Source organism: Shinella zoogloeoides, assembly GCF_003574625.1.
Taxonomy (GTDB): domain Bacteria; phylum Pseudomonadota; class Alphaproteobacteria; order Rhizobiales; family Rhizobiaceae; genus Shinella; species Shinella zoogloeoides_A.
Map to the genome: position 1 here is coordinate 60,682 of NZ_QNUJ01000013.1, position 20,314 is coordinate 80,995.

15 protein-coding genes are annotated in these 20,314 nt (G+C 64.2%); 3 read left to right on the top strand and 12 right to left on the bottom strand.

The window, feature by feature from the left end; genetic code table 11:
* Nucleotides 1–94: 94 nt before the first annotated feature.
* Nucleotides 95–1,402 carry a L,D-transpeptidase family protein gene (locus DSD28_RS22600; RefSeq protein ID WP_119258688.1) on the top strand — a complete coding sequence of 436 codons (1,308 nt, stop codon included), beginning with the start codon at nt 95–97 and terminating at the stop codon, nt 1,400–1,402.
* A 12-nt stretch (nt 1,403–1,414) separates the two neighbouring features.
* Here DSD28_RS22600 and DSD28_RS22605 read toward each other — a convergent pair whose 3' ends face one another.
* A complete protein-coding gene (locus DSD28_RS22605) occupies nt 1,415–2,260 on the bottom strand; it encodes a DMT family transporter (protein WP_245424914.1) in 846 nt (281 codons plus the stop codon).
* 150 nt (nt 2,261–2,410) lie between these two features.
* On the opposite strand from DSD28_RS22605, the gene DSD28_RS22610 reads away from it, so the two are divergent.
* Entirely contained in the window at nt 2,411–3,259 is an 849-nt protein-coding gene (locus DSD28_RS22610) for a LysR substrate-binding domain-containing protein (protein WP_119258690.1), read from the top strand.
* Between the two features lie 37 nt (nt 3,260–3,296).
* Here DSD28_RS22610 and dnaE read toward each other — a convergent pair whose 3' ends face one another.
* The gene (gene dnaE / locus DSD28_RS22615) at nt 3,297–6,791 is read right to left on the bottom strand and encodes a DNA polymerase III subunit alpha (RefSeq protein ID WP_119258691.1); all 3,495 of its coding nucleotides are present in this window, start codon (nt 6,789–6,791) and stop codon (nt 3,297–3,299) included.
* Nucleotides 6,792–7,266: 475 nt separating this feature from the next.
* Here dnaE and DSD28_RS22620 point away from each other — a divergent pair, with 475 nt between their 5' ends.
* Nucleotides 7,267–7,857 carry a hypothetical protein gene (locus tag DSD28_RS22620; protein ID WP_245424915.1) on the top strand — a complete coding sequence of 197 codons (591 nt, stop codon included), beginning with the start codon at nt 7,267–7,269 and terminating at the stop codon, nt 7,855–7,857.
* 6 nt (nt 7,858–7,863) lie between these two features.
* Here the strand turns inward: DSD28_RS22620 and DSD28_RS22625 are convergent, their stop codons facing one another.
* The 10 genes from DSD28_RS22625 to nuoL all read right to left on the bottom strand — a co-directional run bounded on the left by DSD28_RS22625 (nt 7,864) and on the right by nuoL (nt 20,308).
* On the bottom strand, nt 7,864–8,550 hold the full coding sequence (locus DSD28_RS22625; protein ID WP_119258692.1) for an ABC transporter ATP-binding protein: 687 nt from the start codon (nt 8,548–8,550) through the stop codon (nt 7,864–7,866).
* Nucleotides 8,551–8,561: 11 nt separating this feature from the next.
* A complete protein-coding gene (locus tag DSD28_RS22630) occupies nt 8,562–9,869 on the bottom strand; it encodes a lipoprotein-releasing ABC transporter permease subunit (RefSeq protein WP_119258693.1) in 1,308 nt (435 codons plus the stop codon).
* 27 nt (nt 9,870–9,896) lie between these two features.
* Complete coding sequence (proS, locus tag DSD28_RS22635) at nt 9,897–11,225, bottom strand: proline--tRNA ligase (RefSeq protein WP_119258694.1); 1,329 nt, start codon at nt 11,223–11,225, stop codon at nt 9,897–9,899.
* A gap of 719 nt (nt 11,226–11,944) precedes the next feature.
* Nucleotides 11,945–12,214, bottom strand: coding sequence for a DUF1467 family protein (locus DSD28_RS22640; RefSeq protein WP_119258695.1), 270 nt, complete (start codon nt 12,212–12,214; stop codon nt 11,945–11,947).
* A 77-nt stretch (nt 12,215–12,291) separates the two neighbouring features.
* Complete coding sequence (mce, locus tag DSD28_RS22645) at nt 12,292–12,696, bottom strand: methylmalonyl-CoA epimerase (protein ID WP_119258696.1); 405 nt, start codon at nt 12,694–12,696, stop codon at nt 12,292–12,294.
* 194 nt (nt 12,697–12,890) lie between these two features.
* The gene (locus DSD28_RS22650) at nt 12,891–14,558 is read right to left on the bottom strand and encodes a ribonuclease J (protein WP_119258697.1); all 1,668 of its coding nucleotides are present in this window, start codon (nt 14,556–14,558) and stop codon (nt 12,891–12,893) included.
* A gap of 15 nt (nt 14,559–14,573) precedes the next feature.
* Complete coding sequence (locus DSD28_RS22655; RefSeq protein ID WP_119258698.1) at nt 14,574–15,341, bottom strand: biotin--[acetyl-CoA-carboxylase] ligase; 768 nt, start codon at nt 15,339–15,341, stop codon at nt 14,574–14,576.
* Nucleotides 15,338–16,780, bottom strand: a complete 1,443-nt coding sequence (nuoN, locus tag DSD28_RS22660; RefSeq protein WP_119258699.1) for an NADH-quinone oxidoreductase subunit NuoN — start codon at nt 16,778–16,780, stop codon at nt 15,338–15,340. Before nuoN ends, DSD28_RS22655 begins: the two co-directional genes overlap by 4 nt.
* A 16-nt stretch (nt 16,781–16,796) precedes the next feature.
* The gene (locus DSD28_RS22665; protein ID WP_119258700.1) at nt 16,797–18,311 is read right to left on the bottom strand and encodes an NADH-quinone oxidoreductase subunit M; all 1,515 of its coding nucleotides are present in this window, start codon (nt 18,309–18,311) and stop codon (nt 16,797–16,799) included.
* On the bottom strand, nt 18,311–20,308 hold the full coding sequence (nuoL, locus tag DSD28_RS22670) for an NADH-quinone oxidoreductase subunit L (protein WP_119258701.1): 1,998 nt from the start codon (nt 20,306–20,308) through the stop codon (nt 18,311–18,313). The genes DSD28_RS22665 and nuoL overlap by 1 nt, the downstream gene beginning before the upstream one ends.
* Nucleotides 20,309–20,314 lie beyond the last annotated feature (6 nt).

The following is a 20,314-nucleotide window of genomic DNA, read 5'->3' on the forward strand; positions in this document are numbered from 1 at the left end:
CACGGATCGTGCCGACCGCGCGGGTGCATCAAGCCTTCCTTAAGCCCGATGTCCTAGGCTTGCCACCGGTTTGTATTGCGTACGGATGGGTTACATGAAGTTTCGCCTCGCCACTGGCATGAGCATTCTGGGCCTGATGCTGAGCTGCACCACCGTGCTCGGCGGAACGCTGGAAGGGCCGCTCCAGATCATGGTGTCAAAGGACCGCCAGGAGCTGAAGATCTATGACGGCGGCGTGGTGGTGGCCACCTCGCGCGTCTCCACCGGCAAGGCCGGCCACGGGACGCCGACCGGCATCTTCTCGATCCTCGAAAAGAAGCGCTCGCACTTCTCGAACATCTACGACAGCGCGCCGATGCCCTTCATGCAGCGACTCACCTGGTCGGGCATCGCGCTGCATGCCTCCAACAGCGTGCCGTCCTACCCCGCCTCGCATGGCTGCGTGCGCCTGCCGAACGATTTCGCCAAGACGCTGTTTTCCGTCACGCGGCGCGGCGGTCATGTGCTGATCACCGACGGCGAGGTCGCGCCGCAGCGCATCGTGCACGACGCGCTCTTCCGGCCCTCCGTCGTCGTGCCCGACACGCCGCTGCTTTCCGATGCGGGCCTGCGCCCCGCGCTCATCGAGGCTGGCGACAAGAGCGTCGAGGTGGCGATGACCGATCCGAAGCCGGAAATCCTCACCCCGGCCGTGGAACGCACCGAACAGGACCCGATCCGCATCCTCGTCACCCGCCGCGGGGAGCGTGAGATGCTGCTCGATCTTCAGCGAATGCTGACGGACCTCGGCTACGATGCCGGCGTGCCCGACGGACGCCACGGCAAGCAGACGGTCGTCGCCATCCGCGCCTTCCAGCTCGCCGAAGGGCTCAAGGAGGACGGCATGGTGACGGCGGAGCTCCTCGCCGCGGTCTATCAGAAGGCCGGCAAGGGCACGCCGCCGAACGGCCAGATCCTCGTGCGCCAGAAATTCACGCCGCTCATCGAAGAGCCGATCACCATCCGCGAACCGGAGATCGCGCTCGGCACGCATTTCCTGCTCGCCCGCGACGTCGATGCCGACAAGGGCACGGCCGAATGGTACGGCGTGAGCATGGACAACCAGCTCCCGAAGGCCACCATGAAGCGCCTCCGCATCACCACCGAGGCCGACGCCGAAGCTCCGGACGCCATCGCGAGGACGCTCGACCGGCTCGATATTCCGGAAGAGACGCGCAATCACATCTCCCGCCTCGTCAGCGAAGGCGCGTCGCTCTCCATCTCCGACACCGGCCTCGGCCCGGAAACCGGCAACGGCACGGACTTCATCACCGTGACCCGCAAGGTGCAGAAGGCGGATGCCGCGGTCGTGCAGGGCAAGAAGAAGAAAAAGAAGAAGTCCTCGATCACGGTCGTCAACTGAACGGGCCGGACCTCAAGCCGGCAAGGTTCTGCCGGTTGGAAAGCGCCAGCCAAGCCGTACACCGAGCGTTCCGAGGGCAATCAGAACCATGCCGAGCGCCTGCGCGATCCCGAGCGGGTGACCATAGACGATCCAGTCGATGAGAATCGCGACCAGCGGATAGATGAAGGTCAGCACGCCGATGACCGGCGTCGACAGCTTCGGATAGGCCGAATACATCAGCACATAGGCAATGCCCGTGTGCAGGATGCCGATGCCGAGAAGCCATCCCCAGGACGCTGTCGGAATGGAACGGAAGATATCGGCAAACGGGGCAAGCAAGATGGTGCCGACAACGGTCTGGCACAAGGCCGTCACCTCCGGGCGTTGCTGCCCGAGGCCTTTCGCGAGAATGGTCGCGATCGCATAAAGTAGCGCGGCGCCAAGCGTCAGCGCGATCCCGACCACCCATGTCGTGTCGACCGCGCCGGAGGAGACGACAAGACCACTGGCGAGAACGACGCCGATAAACGCACCGACCATCCAGACGACCTGGTCGAGCGTGATCCGCTCCTTGAGGAACAGCACGCCGATCAGGACCACGAAGAAGGGCTGGATATGGTAGACGATCGTCGTCGTGGCGATCGATGTCATCGCGAATCCGGCAAAGAACGCGATCCAGCTCAGGACCATGCAAACACCGCCGAGCGCAGCCAGCGCCAGCCGGGCCGACGAAAGGTCGCGGGCCGGCAGATAGCCGCGTATCAGGCACCATGCACCGAGAAAGACGGTACCGAAGGCGCACCGCCAGAAAACCGTCGTTACCGGGTCCAGTCCGGCCTCGACCGCAAATGCCCCGACCGTGCCGACGATCACCATCGCGGCCACGAGCTTTGCGGCGGGCAAACGTGTGTCGGATGTTCTTTCCATGCTGGCCTCTCAAACAGGTTGAGAGGTCATATTGCGGCTTGGCACAATTCAATCAAACGAATAGATTTGGAGAACCCTATTCGTTATGCTGATAGCGCCATGACAAACCCTCTGGATATCGATCTGCTGCGAACCTTCGTTGCCGTTGTCGAAACGGGCAGCTTCTCCAATGCCGCTCCGCGGATCGGGCGCAGCCAGTCGGCCGTGAGCATGCAGATGCAGCGGCTGGAACAGGCCGTCGGCAAGCAGCTTCTGGTTCGCGGTCCGAAGGCCGTCACTCCCAACGCGGCCGGCTCGGATTTCCTGGTCCATGCCCGGCGGCTCCTGAAGCTGTCGGATGAGGCGTGGGCGAGCGTCACGCGGCCGGAAGAGAGCGGCCGCGTCCGGCTGGGTGTTCCGGACGACTACGCGGCTTTCCTGCTGCCGCCGGTGCTGGCCCAGTTTGCGGCGGAGCATCCGCGCGTCACGGTCGAACTCGTGTGCGAGCCCACGACCGCATTGACGAAGGCGATAGAGGACGCACGCATAGACTTGGCCATCGTCACCCGCCTGGCCGAGCAGCCCGTCGAGGTCCTGAGGCGGGAGCCCTTCGTCTGGGTCGCCTCTCCATCCCACATCGCCTGGGACGACGATCCGCTCCCTGTCGCGCTGTTCGAACCCGGCTGCACCGCGCGGATCAACGTCCTCAAAGCCCTCGCTGAAGGAGACCGCGCCTACCGGTGCACCTATTCGAGCGCCAGCCTGATGGGCCTTGTCGCGGTCGTGCAGGCCGGCCTTGCCATCGCCGGTCTGGCCCTGTGCAGCGTGCCGCCTTCCCTGCGCATTATCGGAGCCAACGAGGGCCTACCGCGTCTCGACGAGCTGGAAATCAGCATCCTGCGAAACCCGCGATCACGCAGCCCGGCGGTGGAACGCCTGAACGACTTTCTTCGCCGCGCCCTGTCATAAGGCAGGCGAAACGCCGCCAGCTCCGCCGAGGCGCTCCTTAAACGAGTTCCACGTCCAGCACGCCCGGCGTCGAGCGCATGGCTGCGGCGATTTCGGGAGAGATGCGGAAGCGTTCGTTTAGCTCCACCTCGATCTCGCGCTGGCCGCTTTCCTTGATGACGATGAAGGAGACGAGGCCGTCGCCCTTGGTGTTGAGGTGGGCGGCGATGGAGCGCAGCGGGCCGCTGTCGCGCACATAGACGCGCAGCGCCTTCTGGGTCTGGAGCGATTCCTCCTCCAGCGAGCGCAGGGTCTGGATGCGCAGGCCGATGCCTTCCGGCCGCTCTTCCGCCTGCACCGTCATGACCAGCGACTTGCCGGCCTCCAGCAGGTCGCGATACTGGTTCAGCATTTCGGAGAACAGCACCGCCTCGAACTGGCCGGAGGAATCGGAGAAGGCGACGATGCCCATCTTGTTGCCGGTGCGGGTCTTGCGCTCCTGCTTCGACGTCACCGTTCCCGCGAGCCGGCCGGCGGTGGCGCCGCGCTTCACCGCGGCGGAGAAATCGCCGAAGGTCTGCACGCGCATCTTGGCAAGGATCGGCGCATAGGTGTCGAGCGGATGGGCGGAGAGGTAGAAGCCGAGCACCTGGAATTCGCGGTGCAGCTTCTCCGAGGCGAGCCAGGGCGTATAGGAGGGCAGCGTGATGACCTCCGGCCCGGTCGCCGCCCCCATGCCGAAAATGTCGCCCTGCCCGCTCGTCTTGTTCTCCTGCGCGCGCTGGGCGGCGCCGAGCAGGCGGTCGAGGCCGGCGATCATGGCGGCGCGGTCATGGCCGAAGCAGTCGAAGGCGCCGGCGACGATCAGGCTTTCGAAGACGCGGCGATTGACGAATTTCGGATCGATGCGCTCGCAGAAATCCTCAAGGCTCCTGAAGGGCGCGTCGCCCCGCACCTCGACGATGTGCTGCACGGCCGCCTCGCCCACGCCCTTGATGGCCGCGAGCGCATAATAGATGCGGCTCTCGCCGGTCTCGAAATGGGCGAAGGACGTCTGGACGGAGGGCGGGACCACCTCGATGCCGAGCCGCCCGGCATCCTGCCGGAAGTCGTTCAGCTTGTCCGTGTTGGACATATCGTAGGTCATCGACGCGGCGAGGAACTCGACCGGGTAATGCGCCTTCAGATAGGCCGTCTGGTAGGAGACGATGGCATAGGCGGCGGCGTGCGACTTGTTGAAGCCGTAGTTGGCGAACTTGGCGAGCAGGTCGAAGATCAGGTCGGATTGCGGCTTGGAAACGCCGTTCTTCACCGCACCGTCGACGAAGCGGGCGCGCTGCTTGTCCATCTCCTCCTTGATCTTCTTGCCCATGGCGCGGCGCAGGAGGTCGGCCTCGCCGAGCGAGTAGCCGGAAAGGACCTGGGCGATCTGCATCACCTGTTCCTGGTAGACGATGACGCCCTGCGTTTCCTTCAGCAGGTGGTCGATCATCGGATGGATCGATTCGATCTCCTCCTCGCCGTGCTTGCGGGCGTTGTAGACCGGGATGTTCTCCATCGGGCCGGGGCGGTAGAGGGCCACCAGAGCGATGATGTCCTCGATGCAGTCCGGCCGCATGCCGATCAGCGCCTTGCGCATGCCCGCGCTTTCCACCTGGAACACGCCGACCGTCTCGCCGCGCGAGAGCATCTCGTAGGTCGGCGGATCGTCGAGCGGCAGGCTTTCCAGCTTCACCTCGATGTTACGCTTGCGGATGAAATCGACGGCGGTCTTGAGGACGGTCAGCGTCTTGAGGCCGAGGAAGTCGAACTTCACGAGGCCGGCCTGCTCCACCCATTTCATGTTGAACTGGGTGACCGGCATGTCGGAGCGCGGATCACGGTACATCGGCACCAGCTGCGACAGCGGCCGGTCGCCGATCACGATGCCGGCGGCGTGGGTCGAGGCGTGGCGGTAGAGGCCCTCGATCTTCTGGGCGATGTCGAGCAGGCGCGCGACGACGGGCTCCTTCTCGGCCTCCTCCTGCAGTTTCGGCTCCTCCTCGATCGCCTTGTAGAGCGGCGTCGGATTGGCCGGATTGTTCGGCACGAGCTTGCAGATCTTGTCGACCTGACCATAGGGCATTTCGAGCACGCGGCCGACGTCGCGCAGCGCCGCGCGGGCCTGGAGCGAACCGAAGGTGATGATCTGCGCCACCTGCTCGCGCCCGTATTTCTGCTGCACGTAGCGGATCACCTCTTCGCGGCGGTCCTGGCAGAAGTCGATGTCGAAGTCGGGCATCGAGACGCGTTCCGGATTGAGGAAGCGCTCGAAGAGCAGCGAAAAGCGCAGGGGATCGACGTCGGTGATGGTCAGCGCATAGGCGACGAGCGAGCCCGCGCCGGAGCCGCGGCCCGGCCCGACAGGGATATTGTGCTGCTTGGCCCATTTGATGAAGTCGGCAACGATGAGGAAGTAGCCGGGGAACTTCATGCGCTCGATGACACCGAGCTCGAAATCCAGCCGCTCGCGATAATCCTCCTCGCTATAGCCGGGCGTCAGGCCGAGCAGCGCCATGCGGCTCTCCAGACCCTCCACGGCCTGCCGGCGCAGTTCCGCCGCCTCGGCGCGTTCGGCCTCCTCCGGGTCCGCCGTCGCGCCGGTGAAGCGCGGCAGGATCGGCCCGCGCGTCTTCAGCACGAAGGAGCAGCGCCGGGCGATCTCCACCGTGTTCTCCAGCGCCTCCGGCAGGTCGGCGAAGAGCGCCGCCATGTCCTTGCGACTCTTGAGGTAATGGTCCGGCGACAGGCGGAAGCGGTTGTCGTCCGACACCATGGCGTTGTGCGCCACGGCCATGAGCGCATCGTGGGCATCGTAATCGTCAGGCGCCGGGAAGAAGGGCTCGTTGGTCGCCACCAGCGGCACGTCCCGCGCATAGGCAAGCTCGACCATGCGCCGCTCGTGCTGCCTGTCGTAGCGCCCGTGACGCTGCAACTCGATATAGAGCCGGTCGCCGAAGACGCGCTTCAGCGAATCGAGACGGGCTTCTGCGACAGCCGGCTGGCCGGCGAGGTAAGCCATGTCGACCGGGCCGCCCCGCGCCCCGGTAAGGGCGATCAGCCCCTCCGTCCCCTCTTCCAGCCAGCGATAGGCGATGTGGATCGCCTGGTTGCCCTCACCGCCAAGATAGGCGCGGCTGACGAGGTCGACGAGCCGCGCATAACCGGCATCGCTCGCCGCCAGCACCACGATGGACGGCAGCTTCTGGAGATGTGCCTGCGGGCCGCGCCGTTCCCCCTCGCCTTCGTCTTCCATGTCGATGGAGAGCTGGCAGCCGATCAGCGGCTGGATGCCCTCGCCGACCGCCTTCTGCGAGAATTCGAGTGCGGCGAAAAGATTGTTCGTGTCGGTGATGGCGATCGCCGGTTGCTGATCTGAAGTCGCCTTGCCGATGATCTTCTTGATCGGCAGGGCGCCTTCCAGCAGCGAGAAGGCCGAATGCACGCGCAGATGCACGAATTGCGGCGTCTCCGCGATCTTCCCGTCGTCCGTTCTGGGTGCCTCGTCCGCCATCGCAATCGTCCTTTCAGTCAGACGGGAAGCTTAAGCGGATTCGACCCCGTCTCGTCCAGACGGTTCTTGGCTTTGCACCCGGTTTCCACGCCGGGCGCACATGGCGGAAGGCCCCGCCGTCAGATGCCGAAAAGAATGACGGAGAAGCTGGCGACGAACATTGCCATGGAGGCGAATGCAGCAAGATCACGAAGAAAATCGGTCATTTTGGCTTCCTTTCCCTTTATGTTTTTAGTTTGTTCTATTTTTGTTCATGCGTCAACCGGTTTTCCACAGGCACCCGGAAAAACCTTCCGGCCGAAGATTTATGGTCGGGTCCAAACCAAGCATGACGCGCAGAGGCCTTCGGGACTTTGCCGACGGTTCGCCGGCCGGCAGGCTGCTACTTCCTGTTGATTTCCCCCATGGGACGGGTGCAAACCGGCTGCATGCTTTCGCGGCGTGCTTTATGGTCGCCTCCACGAATGGAGGAAACATGATGAAGCCCTGGATTGCCGCCCTACTTCTCTCGGTCACACTGCCCGCCGCCGCTGCGGCCGCGGACTTTCCGGCCGGTCGTATCATCGCCATGGCGAGCGGCGACTGGGACAAGGACGGCGCGCAGGATCTTGCCGTGGTGGCGACGCCCGGAGACGACGGCGGCGACGACAACGGGCTTTATGTCTGGCTCGCAAAGAAGACGGAGGGGCGCCTGACGCCGGTCCTGTCGCTGCCCAATTCCGTCTGGGGCAACTTGACCCTTTACGGGCAGGAGCCGGAGCTGACGGCGCTTGCCAACGGCTCCTTCACGCTGACGACGAAGAACGACGCGGTCGGCCGCGACCGCTGGCGCCAGTCGCTCACCATCGCCTATCGCAATTTCGACTTCATCGTCGCCGGCTACACCTTCTCCTCCTACGACACGATCGCGGAGGAAGGCGCGGAGAACAGCACGAACGAATGCGACCTCAACGTCCTGACCGGCAAGGGCAAGAGCAATGGCCAGCCGGTGGCCGGCAAGGCGCAGTTCGTGCTTTTGAAGGACTGGAAGGACGAGATCGGCCGCTCGATCTGCGGGCTGGACTGACAGCCGTCAGGCCAGCTCGCGCACGAGGCCGTCCTCGATCGTCACGCGGCGGTCCATGAGGCCGGCCAGCTCGTGATTGTGGGTGGCGATCAGCGCAGCGAGGCCCGACTGGCGGGCGAGCGCTTCCAGCGCCTCGAAGACATAGCCGGCGGTCTCGGGGTCGAGGTTGCCGGTCGGCTCGTCGGCGAGAAGGACGAGCGGAGCATTGGCGACAGCCCTTGCGATGGCCACGCGCTGCTGCTCGCCGCCGGAAAGCTCGGACGGGCGATGGTCGGCGCGATGACCGATGCGCATATAGTCGAGAAGCTGGGCGGCGCGCTCGCGCGCCTCCCCCTTGGAGAGGCCGCCTATCAACTGCGGCATCATGATGTTCTCGAGAGCCGTGAATTCCGGCAGCAGATGGTGGAACTGGTAGACGAAGCCGATCTCGCCGCGGCGGATCGCCGTGCGCTGGTCGTCGGAAAGCTCGGCGCAGGAATGGCCGTTGACGAGGACCTCGCCCACATCGGGCCTTTCGAGAAGGCCGGCGATGTGGAGCAGGGTCGATTTGCCGGTGCCCGACGGGGCGACGAGCGCGACCGTCTCGCCGCTCCGCAGCGTGAAGTCCGCCCCCTTGAGGATGGTCAGCACGGTCTCGCCCTGGCCGTAGTGCCGTTCGATGCCCTTGAGTTCCAAAGCCACGCGCGCATTCATGCGTTCTGTTCCTATTCGTACCGAAGGGCCTGGACCGGATCGAGCTTGGAGGCGCGCCAGGCGGGGAAGATCGTCGCGAGGAACGAGAGCGCCAGCGCCATGACGACGACCGAAACGGTCTCGCCGGCATTCATGTCGGCCGGAAGCTGGCTGAGGAAATAGAGTTCCGGGTTGAACAGCGTCGTGCCCGAAATCCACGAGAAGAACTGGCGGATGGATTCGACATTGAGGCAGACGATGACGCCGAGCAGGACGCCGGCAAACGTGCCGACCGTGCCGATGGCCGCCCCCGTCATGAAGAAGATGCGCATGATGGCGCCGGATGTCGCGCCCATGGTGCGCAGGATCGCGATGTCGCTGCCCTTGTCCTTCACCAGCATGATGAGGCCGGAGATGATGTTGAGCGCGGCGACGAGCACGATCAGCGTCAGGATCATGAACATGACGTTGCGCTCGACCTCCAGCGCCGAGAAGAAGGTGCGATTGCGCTGGCGCCAGTCGGTGATGAAGATTTGCCGCCCGGCGGCGGCCTCCAGCGGCTGGCGGAGCTGGTCGACGGCATCCGGGTTGGAGACGAAGAGCTCGATCGACTGCACGATGCCTTCGGAATTGAAGTAGAGCTGCGCTTCCTCCAGCGGCATGTAGATGATCGAGGCGTCGTATTCCGACATGCCGATCTCGAAGATGGCGGAGACGGTATAGGTCTTCACGCGCGGGTTCACGCCGAGCGGCGTGACGTCGCCCTCGGGCGCGACGAGCGTGATCTGGCCGCCGGCGCTGAGGCCGAGCTGCTCGGCCATGCGCGCGCCGATGGCAACGCCGCTGCCGGCGGCAAAGCCGACGAGGTCGCCTTCCTTGATATGGTCGGAGACGGCCTTCATCTTCGCAAGGTCGTCGGCGCGCACGCCGCGCACCAGCGCGCCGGTGCCCGCCCCCGCCGTGCCGGAGGCCAGCGTCTGGCCTTCGACGAGCGGGATCGCCATCGTCACGCCCGGTACGGCGGAAAAGCGGTCGGCCAGTGCGGCATAGTCGTTCAGCGGGCTGTCGATCGGCTGGACGATCATGTGGCCGTTGATGCCGAGAATGCGCGAAATCAGCTCGGTGCGGAAACCGTTCATCACCGCCATGACGATGATGAGGGTGGCGACACCGAGCATGATGCCGATGAACGAGAAGCCGGCGATCACCGAGATGAAGGCTTCCTTGCGCCGCGAGCGCAGGTAGCGCCAGGCGACCATCCGCTCGAAAGCGGAGAACGGGCGGTTTTTCCTGAAGACCTGAGCCTCGGTTGCGGGCGCGCCGCTCGCTGCGTCAGCCATGTTACCTCCCGTTGCCGCCGGTCCGCATCAATTGCCGGACGTCAGGCGATTGATGGCTGCCTCGATGGTCAGCGTCTCGCGTTCGCCGGTCTTGCGATCCTTGATCTCGACCTCGCCGTTCGCCACGCCCCGCGGGCCGGCAATGACCTGCACCGGCGCGCCGATGAGGTCTGCGGTGGCGAACTTGGCGCCCGCGCGCTCGTCCTTGTCGTCGTAGAGCACGTCGACACCGGCGTTCAGCAGCGCGCCGTAGATCTTTTCGCAGGCCACGTCGCAGGCTTCGTCGCCCGACTTCATGTTGATGACGATTGCCTCGAAGGGCGCGACGGCCTTCGGCCAGATGATGCCGTTCTCGTCATGCGAGGCTTCGATGATCGCCGGCACGAGGCGCGTCGGGCCGATGCCGTAGGAGCCCATGTGCACGGTATGCTCCTTGCCGTCGGGACCCTGCACCTTGGCGCCCATGGTTTCGGAGTATTTCGTGCCGAAATAGAAGATGTGGCCGACCTCGATGCCGCGGGCGGACAGGCGCTCACCTTCCGGGATCGCCTCGAAGGCGGGTGCGTCGTGCATCTCGGACGTCGCGGCGTAGCGCGAGGTCCACTTGTCGAAGATGGCGCGCAGGCCCGCGACGTCGTCGAAATTGGTGTCCACGCCCGGAATGTCGAAATTCAGGAAGTCCTTGTGGCAGAAGACTTCGGATTCGCCCGTATCGGCGAGGATGATGAATTCATGGCTGAGATCGCCGCCGATGGGGCCGGTGTCGGCGCGCATCGGAATGGCGCGCAGGCCCATGCGCGAGAAGGTGCGCAGATAGGCCGCGAACATGCGGTTGTAGGCATGCACGGCGCCTTCGCGGTTGAGGTCGAAGGAATAGGCGTCCTTCATCAGGAACTCGCGCGAGCGCATGGTGCCGAAGCGCGGACGGATCTCGTCGCGGAACTTGAGCTGGATGTGGTAGAGGTTGAGCGGCAGATCCTTGTAGGACTTCACGAACGAGCGGAAGACGTCCGTGATCATCTCCTCGTTGGTCGGGCCGTAGAGCATCGGACGCTCCTGACGGTCCTTGATGCGCAGCATCTCCTTGCCATAGGCGTCGTAGCGGCCGCTTTCCTGCCAGAGCTCGGCCGACTGCAGCGTCGGCATCAGGAGTTCCACGGCGCCGGAGCGGTTCTGCTCCTCGCGGATGATGGCGTTGACCTTGTCGAGCACGCGCTTGCCGAGCGGCAGCCAGGTATAGATGCCCTGGGACTGCTGCTTGATCATGCCCGCACGCAGCATAAGCCGGTGGGAGACGATCTCGGCTTCCTTGGGGTTTTCCTTGAGGATGGGCAGGAAGAAGCGGGAAAGGCGCATATCGGGTTCCGGAGTGACTGATCCGCCCTATTCGGGGAATCGGGCAAAATGACGTTGATTTTCATGCGTTCATAAACGCTTCGCCACAGGAAGGGAACCCGGCAGGGCGGGTGGCGGCATCGGCGCGAAGCACTGTCCACCGTCGTGGACGGCCCAAAGAAATGTGGCGAAAAAATGGGGCCGCAAATAACGGAAATTGCGCGTGCCTTGTCAACGGAAAAATTTTATTCCACTGTAGCAAAAATGCAAAAAAGCGGATGACAACGCCCAAGCTTTGGGCTAGTTTCAGGCCACAAAACAGGCAAGAAGTACAAATTCTCGCCAATTTCGCGGTCAAGTCTTGGGAGGATCAGATCTTTGGCGCGCGTAGACGCTGCCACCGCACAACGGATAAAGATCACGCGATACCTGTAAAACAAGGCTTTCAGCCTTGTTTTTTTTTGCTTTTCGCCCGAAGGCGCCTCTCCTCTAACAGCTTTCCCGTCCGGGTCCATGCGTCAAAGCCGCACACCGGCGGCCGCTGAGGAGACCTCCCCCACATACCGTAAGGCAAGACCGCGCGCAGGCGCTTCACGCTGGGTCGGGCATTCCCGTAAGACGGTTAGTTCCCGGCAATATACGAAGAAGGGCAATCGGAAGACTTTTTCTTCCCATCCCGGCAGTGGCGGAATGTCTTGCTTCCGGCCTGCTAACGACGCGTTAACGCCTGTGGCGGCCGCTCAGTCGTAGCTCGGATAGAATTGCGGGATCGCGTCGATGCCGTAGCCGAAGCGCACCGAGAGGATATACCAGGCGCCGTAGACGATGGCGGAGACGATGGTGTTCAGCAGCATGACACGGCCGCCGCGAAAGCGCGCGGGAGCGCTTTCCACCGTACCGGGCACCACCTCGTTCGCCTCGGCCTGGGTCTTCAGACCGAAGGGCAGGACGGCGAAGAGCGTCATCCACCAGACGACGAAATAGACGGCGAAGAAGGAAAACAGCTGCATGGTCGGTCCCTTGTGACAGCGGCCCTTTTACGCCTCTCGGCGAAGAAGTTCAAACGGGCGGTCGGCGCGACGTGCTGTCACACCTCTTCCAGCTCGACCAGCGTGCCGAGGAAATCCTTGGGATGGAGGAACAGCACCGGCTTGCCATGCGCGCCGGTCTTCGGCGTGCCGTCGCCGAGCACGCGCGCGCCGCTCGCCACCAACCGGTCGCGGGCGGCGAGAATGTCGCCCACCTCGTAGCAGATGTGATGCATGCCGCCGGCGGGCGCCTTTTCCAGGAAGGCGGCGATGGGAGAGCCCTCGCCCAGCGGCTCCAGCAGCTCCACCTTGGTGTTCGGCAGCTCGACGAAAACCACGGTCACGCCGTGCTCCGGCAGGACCTGAGGGGCGGAAACGGTGGCGCCGAGCGTGTCGCGATAGGTCGCGGTCGCGGCGGCGAGATCCGGCACGGCGATGGCGATGTGGTTGACCCTTCCGAGCATGCGCGTCTCTCCCATGGGGCAATTGGTCTACAGCAAGCCCCTCATCCGGCTGCCGCCACCTTCTCCCGCAAGTGGGGAGAAGGGGATGTCGTGCAGGTCCACCCAACGTCGTTCGAGGCAACGCCTCACCCCACCCTCCTCTCCCCGTTTACCGGGAGAAGGTCGCGGCAGCGGGATGACGGGCTGCGCGGCAATCAGACCTTCGTCAGGAACACCGTCACGACGGGCTTCTTGCCCCAGATCTCGTTGGCCGTCGAACGGACAGCGCGGCGCACGGCCTCGCGCACCATTTCCAGATCCTTGCGACGAGCGCGCGGGATGCTTTCGACGGCGCCGAGCACAGCGTCGTAGAGCGTGTCGCCCATATCCTCGCCCTCGTCGTCGAACTGCGGCAGGCCGAAGGGCTCGACTTCCGGGTCGCCCATGAAGTCGTAGCGGCTGTCGAGCAGGACGCTGACGGCGACGTGGCCGACGAAGGCGAGCTTGCGGCGGTCGCCGATGCCCATTTCCTCGTAATCGCCGATGAGGTTGCCGTCCTTGAAGATGCGGCCGAAGGGCGCGTGGTCGACGACCTCGGGCGCGCCGGGGGCGAGCTTCAGCACGTCGCCGTTGCGCACCCGCGGCACCTCGGCGATACCGGACTGCTCGGCAAGCTCGGCATGGGCCGTCAGATGCGCGGCCTCGCCATGCACCGGCACGACCATCTTCGGGCGCACCCAGCCGTACATCTGCTGCAGCTCATGGCGACGCGGATGGCCGGAGACATGCACCAGCGCCTCGGAATCGGTGACGATGTGGATGCCCTGCTCGATCAGGCCGTTCTTGATGTCGTTGATCGCCTTCTCGTTGCCCGGAATGGCGCGCGAGGAGAAGATGATCGTGTCGCCTGCGGTGAAGGCGACGTTGCGCATCTCGTCGCGGGCGATCTTGGCCAGCGCGGCGCGCGGCTCGCCCTGGCTGCCCGTCAGGATCACGACGACCTTGTCGCGCGGAATATAACCGAACTCGTCCTCGGCGATGAAGGGCTTCAGGCCCTCCATGAGGCCGATGTCGCGCGCCACCTCCGTCACGCGTTTCATGGAACTGCCGAGCAGCAGCACCTCGCGGCCGGCGGCTTCCGCGGCCTGCGCGATGGAGCGGATGCGGCCGACATTCGAGGAGAAGGTGGTGATACCCACCCTGCCCTCGGCGCTTTCGATGATCTTCGTCAGGCTCTCGGAAACCTCGCGCTCGGAGGGCGAGATGCCGTCGCGCACCGCGTTGGTGCTGTCGCAGATCAGCGCCAGAACGCCCTCGTCACCGAGCTTGCGGAAGCGCGCCTCGTCCGTCAGCGGCCCGAGCGAGGGTTCGAGGTCGATCTTCCAGTCGCCCGTGTGGACGACGGTGCCGAGCGGCGTCTTGATCGCCAGCGACATGGGCTCGGGGATCGAGTGGTTGACGCCGATGGCCTCGATCTCGAACGGGCCGAGATTGATCCTGTCGCCCTGCTTGAAGATCGTCACCGGGATCTCGACGCGGCTGCGCTCGAAGTCGCGCTTGGCTTCCAGCATGCCGGCCGTGAAGGGCGAGGCATAGACCGGCACGTTGAGGCCCGGCCACAGCTCGTTCAGCGCGCCGTAATGGTCCTCGTGGGCGTGGGTGATGATAATGCCCTTGAGGTTCTTGCGCTCCTCGGCGAGGAAGCGGATATCGGGCAGAACGAGGTCGACGCCCGGCAGGTCCGGCCCCGGGAAGGTGACGCCGCAATCGACCATGATCCACTGGCGGTTCGTCTTCGGGCCGTAGCCGTAGAGCGCGAGGTTCATGCCGATTTCGCCGACGCCGCCAAGCGGCAGGAACACCAGTTCGTCTTCTTTTGCCATCGGGTTCAAAAAATCCTATCCAAAAAATACGTCGCCGGCCGCGATCAGGCGCGTGCCGTCGTCATCCGTCTCCAGTTTCAGGAGACCTGTATCATCAATTCCGGCAAAGCGCCCGGAAATAGAATGGTCGGGGAGATTCACGGTTATGTTTTCCCCGATGCCGCCGGCGACCTGTTTCCAGCGCTCCATGATGCCCGCAATGCCGCGCCCGCGGTTCCAGAGCGAGAGCGTTTCCGCCATGGACTGGAAGAGCCAGGCGAAGAGTTCCTCGGGCGCGGCGGAGGCACCAAAATCGCGCAGCGTCGCGACCGGATAGAGCCCGGCATCCGGCGCGATAGCGACATTGATGCCAATGCCGATCACCAGGGCATGGCGGCCATCGGGCAGCGGCTCGCCCTCGACGAGGATGCCGCAGACCTTGCGCCGGTCGATCAGGATGTCATTCGGCCATTTGACCAGCACATCGGGCGCGTCGGGCGGCATAATGCGGCGGACGGCATCCTGCACGGCGACGGCAACGGCGAGCGGCAGGGAGCCGAGGCGGTCCATCGGCGCGGGATCGATCAAGAGCAGCGAGGCATAGAGATTGCCGGGCTCGGAAAACCAGGCGCGCCCGCGCCTGCCACGCCCGACGGTCTGCCGGCCGGCGGTGATCCAGAGACCGGAAAGCGCGCCCTTTCGGGCGCGCTCCAGGCATTCCGTATTGGTGGAGCCCACTTCTGCGAGCGCCTCGTGCCGGAAGTCGTCGAGCGACAACCGGCGAGGACTATCGGACCCGCTCAAAAGAAGGTCCGCGCCGCAGCTTCGGCCGCATTGCCGATCGGCCCGCCGATCAGCACATAACCGAGCACGAAGAGGCCGGCGAGGCCGAAGACCAGCTTCAGTTCGCCCGAGGTGCGGGCGAATTCGCCGGTCGGATCGTCGAACCACATCACCTTGATGACGCGCAGGTAATAGTAGGCGCCGACGACCGAGGAGAGCACGCCGATGATGGCGAGCGCATAGAGCTGCGCCTCGATGGCCGCCATGAAGACGAAGTACTTGGCGAAGAAGCCCGCCAGCGGCGGAATGCCGGCCAGCGAGAACATCATGATCGTCATCGCCGTCGCCATGAACGGATTGGTCGAGGACAGGCCCGCCAGATCGTTGATCTCCTCGACATTGCCGCCTTCCTTGCGGCGCATGGCGAGGATGCAGGCGAAAGTGCCGAGCGTCATGACCATGTAGATGAGCATGTAGAGCGCCACGCCGCGCACGCCGGCCATGGAGCCGGAGGCAAGGCCGACGAGCGCGTAGCCCATGTGGCCGATCGAGGAATAGGCCATCAGGCGCTTGATGTTGCGCTGGCCGATGGCCGCGAACGAGCCGAGAAGCATCGAGGCGATCGAGATGAAGACCACGACCTGCTGCCAGTCGGCAACGACCGGCTCGAAAGCGTCGATGACGATGCGAACCAGCATGCCCATGGCGGCGACCTTCGGGGCGGCCGCGAAGAAGGCCGTGACCGGAGTCGGCGCACCTTCATAGACGTCCGGCGTCCACATGTGGAACGGCACGGCCGAGATCTTGAAGGCAAGGCCGGCAAGGATGAACACGAGGCCGAAGACGAGGCCGATCGAACGGCCTTCCGCTGTCAGGGCCGCGGCGATCTCCTGGAAGCCGATATGGCCGGTGAAGCCGTAGACCAGCGACATGCCGTAGAGCAGCATGCCCGAGGAAAGCGCGCCGAGCACGAAATACTTCAGGCCGGCTTCCGTCGAGCGCAGGCTCTCGCGGTTGATCGCGGCGACCACGTAGAGGGCGAGCGACTGGAGTTCGAGCGCGAGGTAGAGCGACAGCAGGCTGTTGGCCGAGAGCATCAGCAGCATGCCGAGCGTCGAGAGCACGATCAGCACCGGAAACTCGAAGCGGTCGAGCTGCTCGGAGCGGGCATGGCCGACAGTCATCACCATGGCGGTGATGGAGCCGATCAGCGCCAGCACCTTCATGAACTTGGCGAAGGCGTCGGAGACGAAGGCACCGCCATAGGCCTGCCCCTCGCCCGTCGCCAGCACCAGCCAGAGGCCGGCGATGATAAGAACCGCGACGGCGAGCCCGGTCACGGTCGTTCCCGACCGTTCGCCCGAGAAGACACCGATCATCAGCAGGACCAGGCCGCCGACGGCGAGGATGATCTCCGGCGTCGAGAGCTGAAGGCTGGCAAGGATTGTATCAGCAGTCATGTCTTGGGTCCCGTCGTCAGTTCGCCAGGAGCGCAACGGATTGCTGCGCCGCCTGCAGAGCCGCGGAATATTGGTTGAGAAGCGCGTCGACCGAGGCCGCCGTCACATTGAACACCGGAGCCGGATAGACGCCGAAGAAGATCGTCAGGATCACGAGCGGATAGAGCAGCAGCTTCTCGCGGCCCGACAGGTCGAGCAGCGACTTCAGGCTTTCCTTCTCGAGCGCACCGAAGATCACGCGGCGGTAGAGCCACAGCGCGTAGGAGGCCGAGAGGATGACGCCCGTCGTGGCGAAGAACGCGACCCAGGTATTGGCGCGGAAGGCGCCGAGCAGGGTCATGATTTCGCCGACGAAGCCCGAGGTGCCCGGCAGGCCGACATTGGCCATGGTGAAGACCATGAAGGCGACGGCGTATTTCGGCATGTTGTTGACGAGGCCGCCATAGGCGGAGATCTCGCGGGTATGCAGCCGGTCGTAGACGACGCCGACGCAGAGGAAGAGCGCGCCGGAGACGATGCCGTGCGAGAGCATCTGGAAGATGGCGCCCTGGAGACCCTGTGCGTTCGCCGCGAAGATGCCCATGGTGACGTAGCCCATGTGGGCGACCGACGAATAGGCAATCAGCTTCTTGATGTCGTCCTGCATCATCGCGACCAGCGAGGTGTAGATGATGGCGATGACCGACAGTGCGAAGACGAAGGGCGCGAAATAGTCGGAGGCAAGCGGGAACATGGCCAGCGAGAAGCGGATGAAGCCGTAGCCGCCGAGCTTCAGGAGGACGCCGGCCAGGATGACCGAGCCCGCCGTCGGCGCCTGAACGTGCGCGTCGGGAAGCCAGGTATGGACCGGCCACATCGGCATCTTCACCGCGAAGGAGGCGAAGAAGGCGAGCCATAGCCAAGTCTGCATATGGGCCGGGAAGTTATAGGCGAGCAGTTCCGTGATGTCGGTCGTGCCGGCCTGCCAGTACATCGCCATGATGGCGAGCAGCATCAGCACCGAGCCGAGCAGCGTATAGAGGAAGAACTTGTAGGATGCGTAGACGCGATCCTTGCCGCCCCACACGCCGATGATGATGAACATCGGGATGAGGCCCGCTTCGAAGAAGACGTAGAAGAGAACGATGTCGAGCGAGACGAAGACACCGACCATGAACACTTCCAGAAGCAGGAAGGCGATCATGTATTCCTTCAGGCGCTTCTCGATGGTGTTCCAGCTTGCAAGCACGCAGAACGGCATCAGGAAGGTCGACAGGATGACGAACAGCATGGAGATGCCGTCGATGCCGAGATGGTAGGAAATGCCGGTGCCGAGCCATTCATGCTTCTCGACCATCTGGAAGCCGGGGTTCGAATAATCGAAGCCGACCCAGATGAAGAGCGAGAGGACGAAGGTGAAGACCGTCGTCAGCAGCGCCACGTTGAGAATGTTGCGGCGGCCGTACGGGCTGTCCTCGCGGGTCAGCAGCAGGAGCGCCACGCCGACGAGCGGGAGGAAGGTGACCGCTGAAAGAATGGGCCAATCGGTCATCAGAGGGAACTCCCGAGCATCATCCATGTGACGAGTGCCGCAATACCGAGCAGCATCGCGAATGCGTAGTGATAGAGGTAACCGGTCTGGAGGCGGACGACGCGGTTGGTGACGTCGACGACGCGGGCGGCGATGCCGTTCGGGCCGAAGCCGTCGATGACGGTGCCGTCACCCTTCTTCCAGAGGAACTTGCCGAGCGCCTTCGCCGGACGGACGAAGATGGCGTCGTAGAGCTCATCGAAGTACCACTTGTTGAGCAGGAACTGGTAGAGACCGCGGTGCTGCTCGGCGAGGTATTTCGGGGTTTCCGGCGAACGGATGTACATGTACCAGGCGGTGACGAAGCCGATGGCCATGGCGGCGAACGGGCTCCACTTCACCCAGAGCGGGACGTTGTGGAACTCGTGCACGAGGTGGTTTTCGGCACCCGTGAAGAGCGCGCCCTGCCAGAACTCGTCGTAGTGGTGGCCGTAGAAATATTCCACGAAGAGCCAGCCGGCGAAGATCGCGCCCGCGCCGAGGATGAAGAGCGGAACCAGCATGACGGCCGGCGACTCGTGGACGTGGTGCATGACGTCGGCGGAAGCGCGCGGCTTGCCGAAGAAGGTCATGAAGGCCAGGCGCCAGGAGTAGAAGCTCGTGAAGAGCGCGGCGATAACCAGCAGCACGAAGGCGAAGCCGGCGATCGGGCTGTGCGAGGCGAAGGTGCTCTCGATGATCGCATCCTTCGAGAAGAAGCCCGCGAAGCCGATAACGGTGCCGGGAATGCCGACGCCCGTCAGCGCCAGCGTGCCGATCGTCATCATCCAGAAGGTGATCGGGATGTGCTTCCTCAGGCCGCCCATGTAGCGCATGTCCTGCTCGCCGTCGACGGCATGGATGACCGAGCCGGCGCCGAGGAACAGGAGAGCCTTGAAGAAGGCGTGCGTGAAGAGGTGGAAGACGGCCGCGCCATAGGCGCCGATGCCGAGCGCCACGAACATGTAGCCGAGCTGCGAGCAGGTCGAATAGGCGATGACGCGCTTGATGTCGTTCTGCACGAGGCCGACGGTCGCCGCGAAGAAGGCGGTGATGGCGCCAATGAGCGTCACGACCATCAGGGCGTTGTGCGAGAGTTCGAAGATCGGCGACATGCGGGCGACGAGGAAGACGCCGGCGGTGACCATGGTGGCGGCATGGATGAGGGCCGAGACCGGGGTCGGGCCTTCCATGGCGTCCGGCAGCCAGGTGTGCAGCAGGAACTGCGCCGACTTGCCCATCGCGCCCATGAAGAGCAGCAGGCAGGTGGCGGTCAGCGCCTGCGACTTGTCGAGGCTCATGCCGAAGAGGTTGATGACCGGCTCGGCGGCATCCGCGGCGCCTTCGGCCGGAAGGTAGGTCGCGGCGGTCGCGAAGATCGTCTCGAAGTTGATCGAGCCGAAGAGCACGAAGACCGAGAAGATGCCGAGCGCGAAGCCGAAGTCGCCGACGCGGTTGACGATGAAGGCCTTCATGGCGGCGGCGCTTGCCGAGGGCTTCTTGTACCAGAAGCCGATCAAGAGGTAGGACGCCAGGCCCACGCCTTCCCAGCCGAAGAACATCTGCAGCAGGTTGTCCGACGTCACCAGCATGAGCATGGCGAAGGTGAAGAGCGAGAGATAGGCGAAGAAACGCGGCCGGTGCGGGTCGTGGTGCATGTAGCCGATGGAATAGACATGCACGAGCGTCGAGACCGTGTTCACGACCACGAGCATGACGGCCGTCAGCGTATCGACGCGGAAGGCCCATTCGACATCGAAGCTGCCGGACTGGATCCAGGTCAGCACGCTCACCTTGATCATTTCCGTCTCGCCCATGGCGACGTCGAAGAAGACGATCCAGGACAGGACGGCCGCAATGATCATGAAGCCGGACGTAACGTATTCGGACGCCTTGGCGCCGATGGCGTTGCCGCCGAGGCCGGCGATCAGGAAGCCGATCAGCGGAAGGAAGACGATTGCCTTGATGATGGTATCCATGACCCG

Coding starts and splice junctions, on each gene's coding strand:
- dnaE (WP_119258691.1), bottom strand. CDS start 6,791: ATGGCGGACGAGGCACCCAGAACGGACGACGGGAAGATCGCGGAGACG.
- DSD28_RS22665 (WP_119258700.1), bottom strand. CDS start 18,311: ATGACCGATTGGCCCATTCTTTCAGCGGTCACCTTCCTCCCGCTCGTC.
- nuoN (WP_119258699.1), bottom strand. CDS start 16,780: ATGACTGCTGATACAATCCTTGCCAGCCTTCAGCTCTCGACGCCGGAG.
- DSD28_RS22620 (WP_245424915.1), top strand. CDS start 7,267: ATGATGAAGCCCTGGATTGCCGCCCTACTTCTCTCGGTCACACTGCCC.
- mce (WP_119258696.1), bottom strand. CDS start 12,696: ATGCTCGGAAGGGTCAACCACATCGCCATCGCCGTGCCGGATCTCGCC.
- DSD28_RS22640 (WP_119258695.1), bottom strand. CDS start 12,214: ATGCAGCTGTTTTCCTTCTTCGCCGTCTATTTCGTCGTCTGGTGGATG.
- DSD28_RS22630 (WP_119258693.1), bottom strand. CDS start 9,869: ATGGCTGACGCAGCGAGCGGCGCGCCCGCAACCGAGGCTCAGGTCTTC.
- DSD28_RS22610 (WP_119258690.1), top strand. CDS start 2,411: ATGACAAACCCTCTGGATATCGATCTGCTGCGAACCTTCGTTGCCGTT.
- nuoL (WP_119258701.1), bottom strand. CDS start 20,308: ATGGATACCATCATCAAGGCAATCGTCTTCCTTCCGCTGATCGGCTTC.
- DSD28_RS22600 (WP_119258688.1), top strand. CDS start 95: ATGAAGTTTCGCCTCGCCACTGGCATGAGCATTCTGGGCCTGATGCTG.
- DSD28_RS22625 (WP_119258692.1), bottom strand. CDS start 8,550: ATGAATGCGCGCGTGGCTTTGGAACTCAAGGGCATCGAACGGCACTAC.
- DSD28_RS22650 (WP_119258697.1), bottom strand. CDS start 14,558: ATGGCAAAAGAAGACGAACTGGTGTTCCTGCCGCTTGGCGGCGTCGGC.
- proS (WP_119258694.1), bottom strand. CDS start 11,225: ATGCGCCTTTCCCGCTTCTTCCTGCCCATCCTCAAGGAAAACCCCAAG.
- DSD28_RS22605 (WP_245424914.1), bottom strand. CDS start 2,260: ATGGTGATCGTCGGCACGGTCGGGGCATTTGCGGTCGAGGCCGGACTG.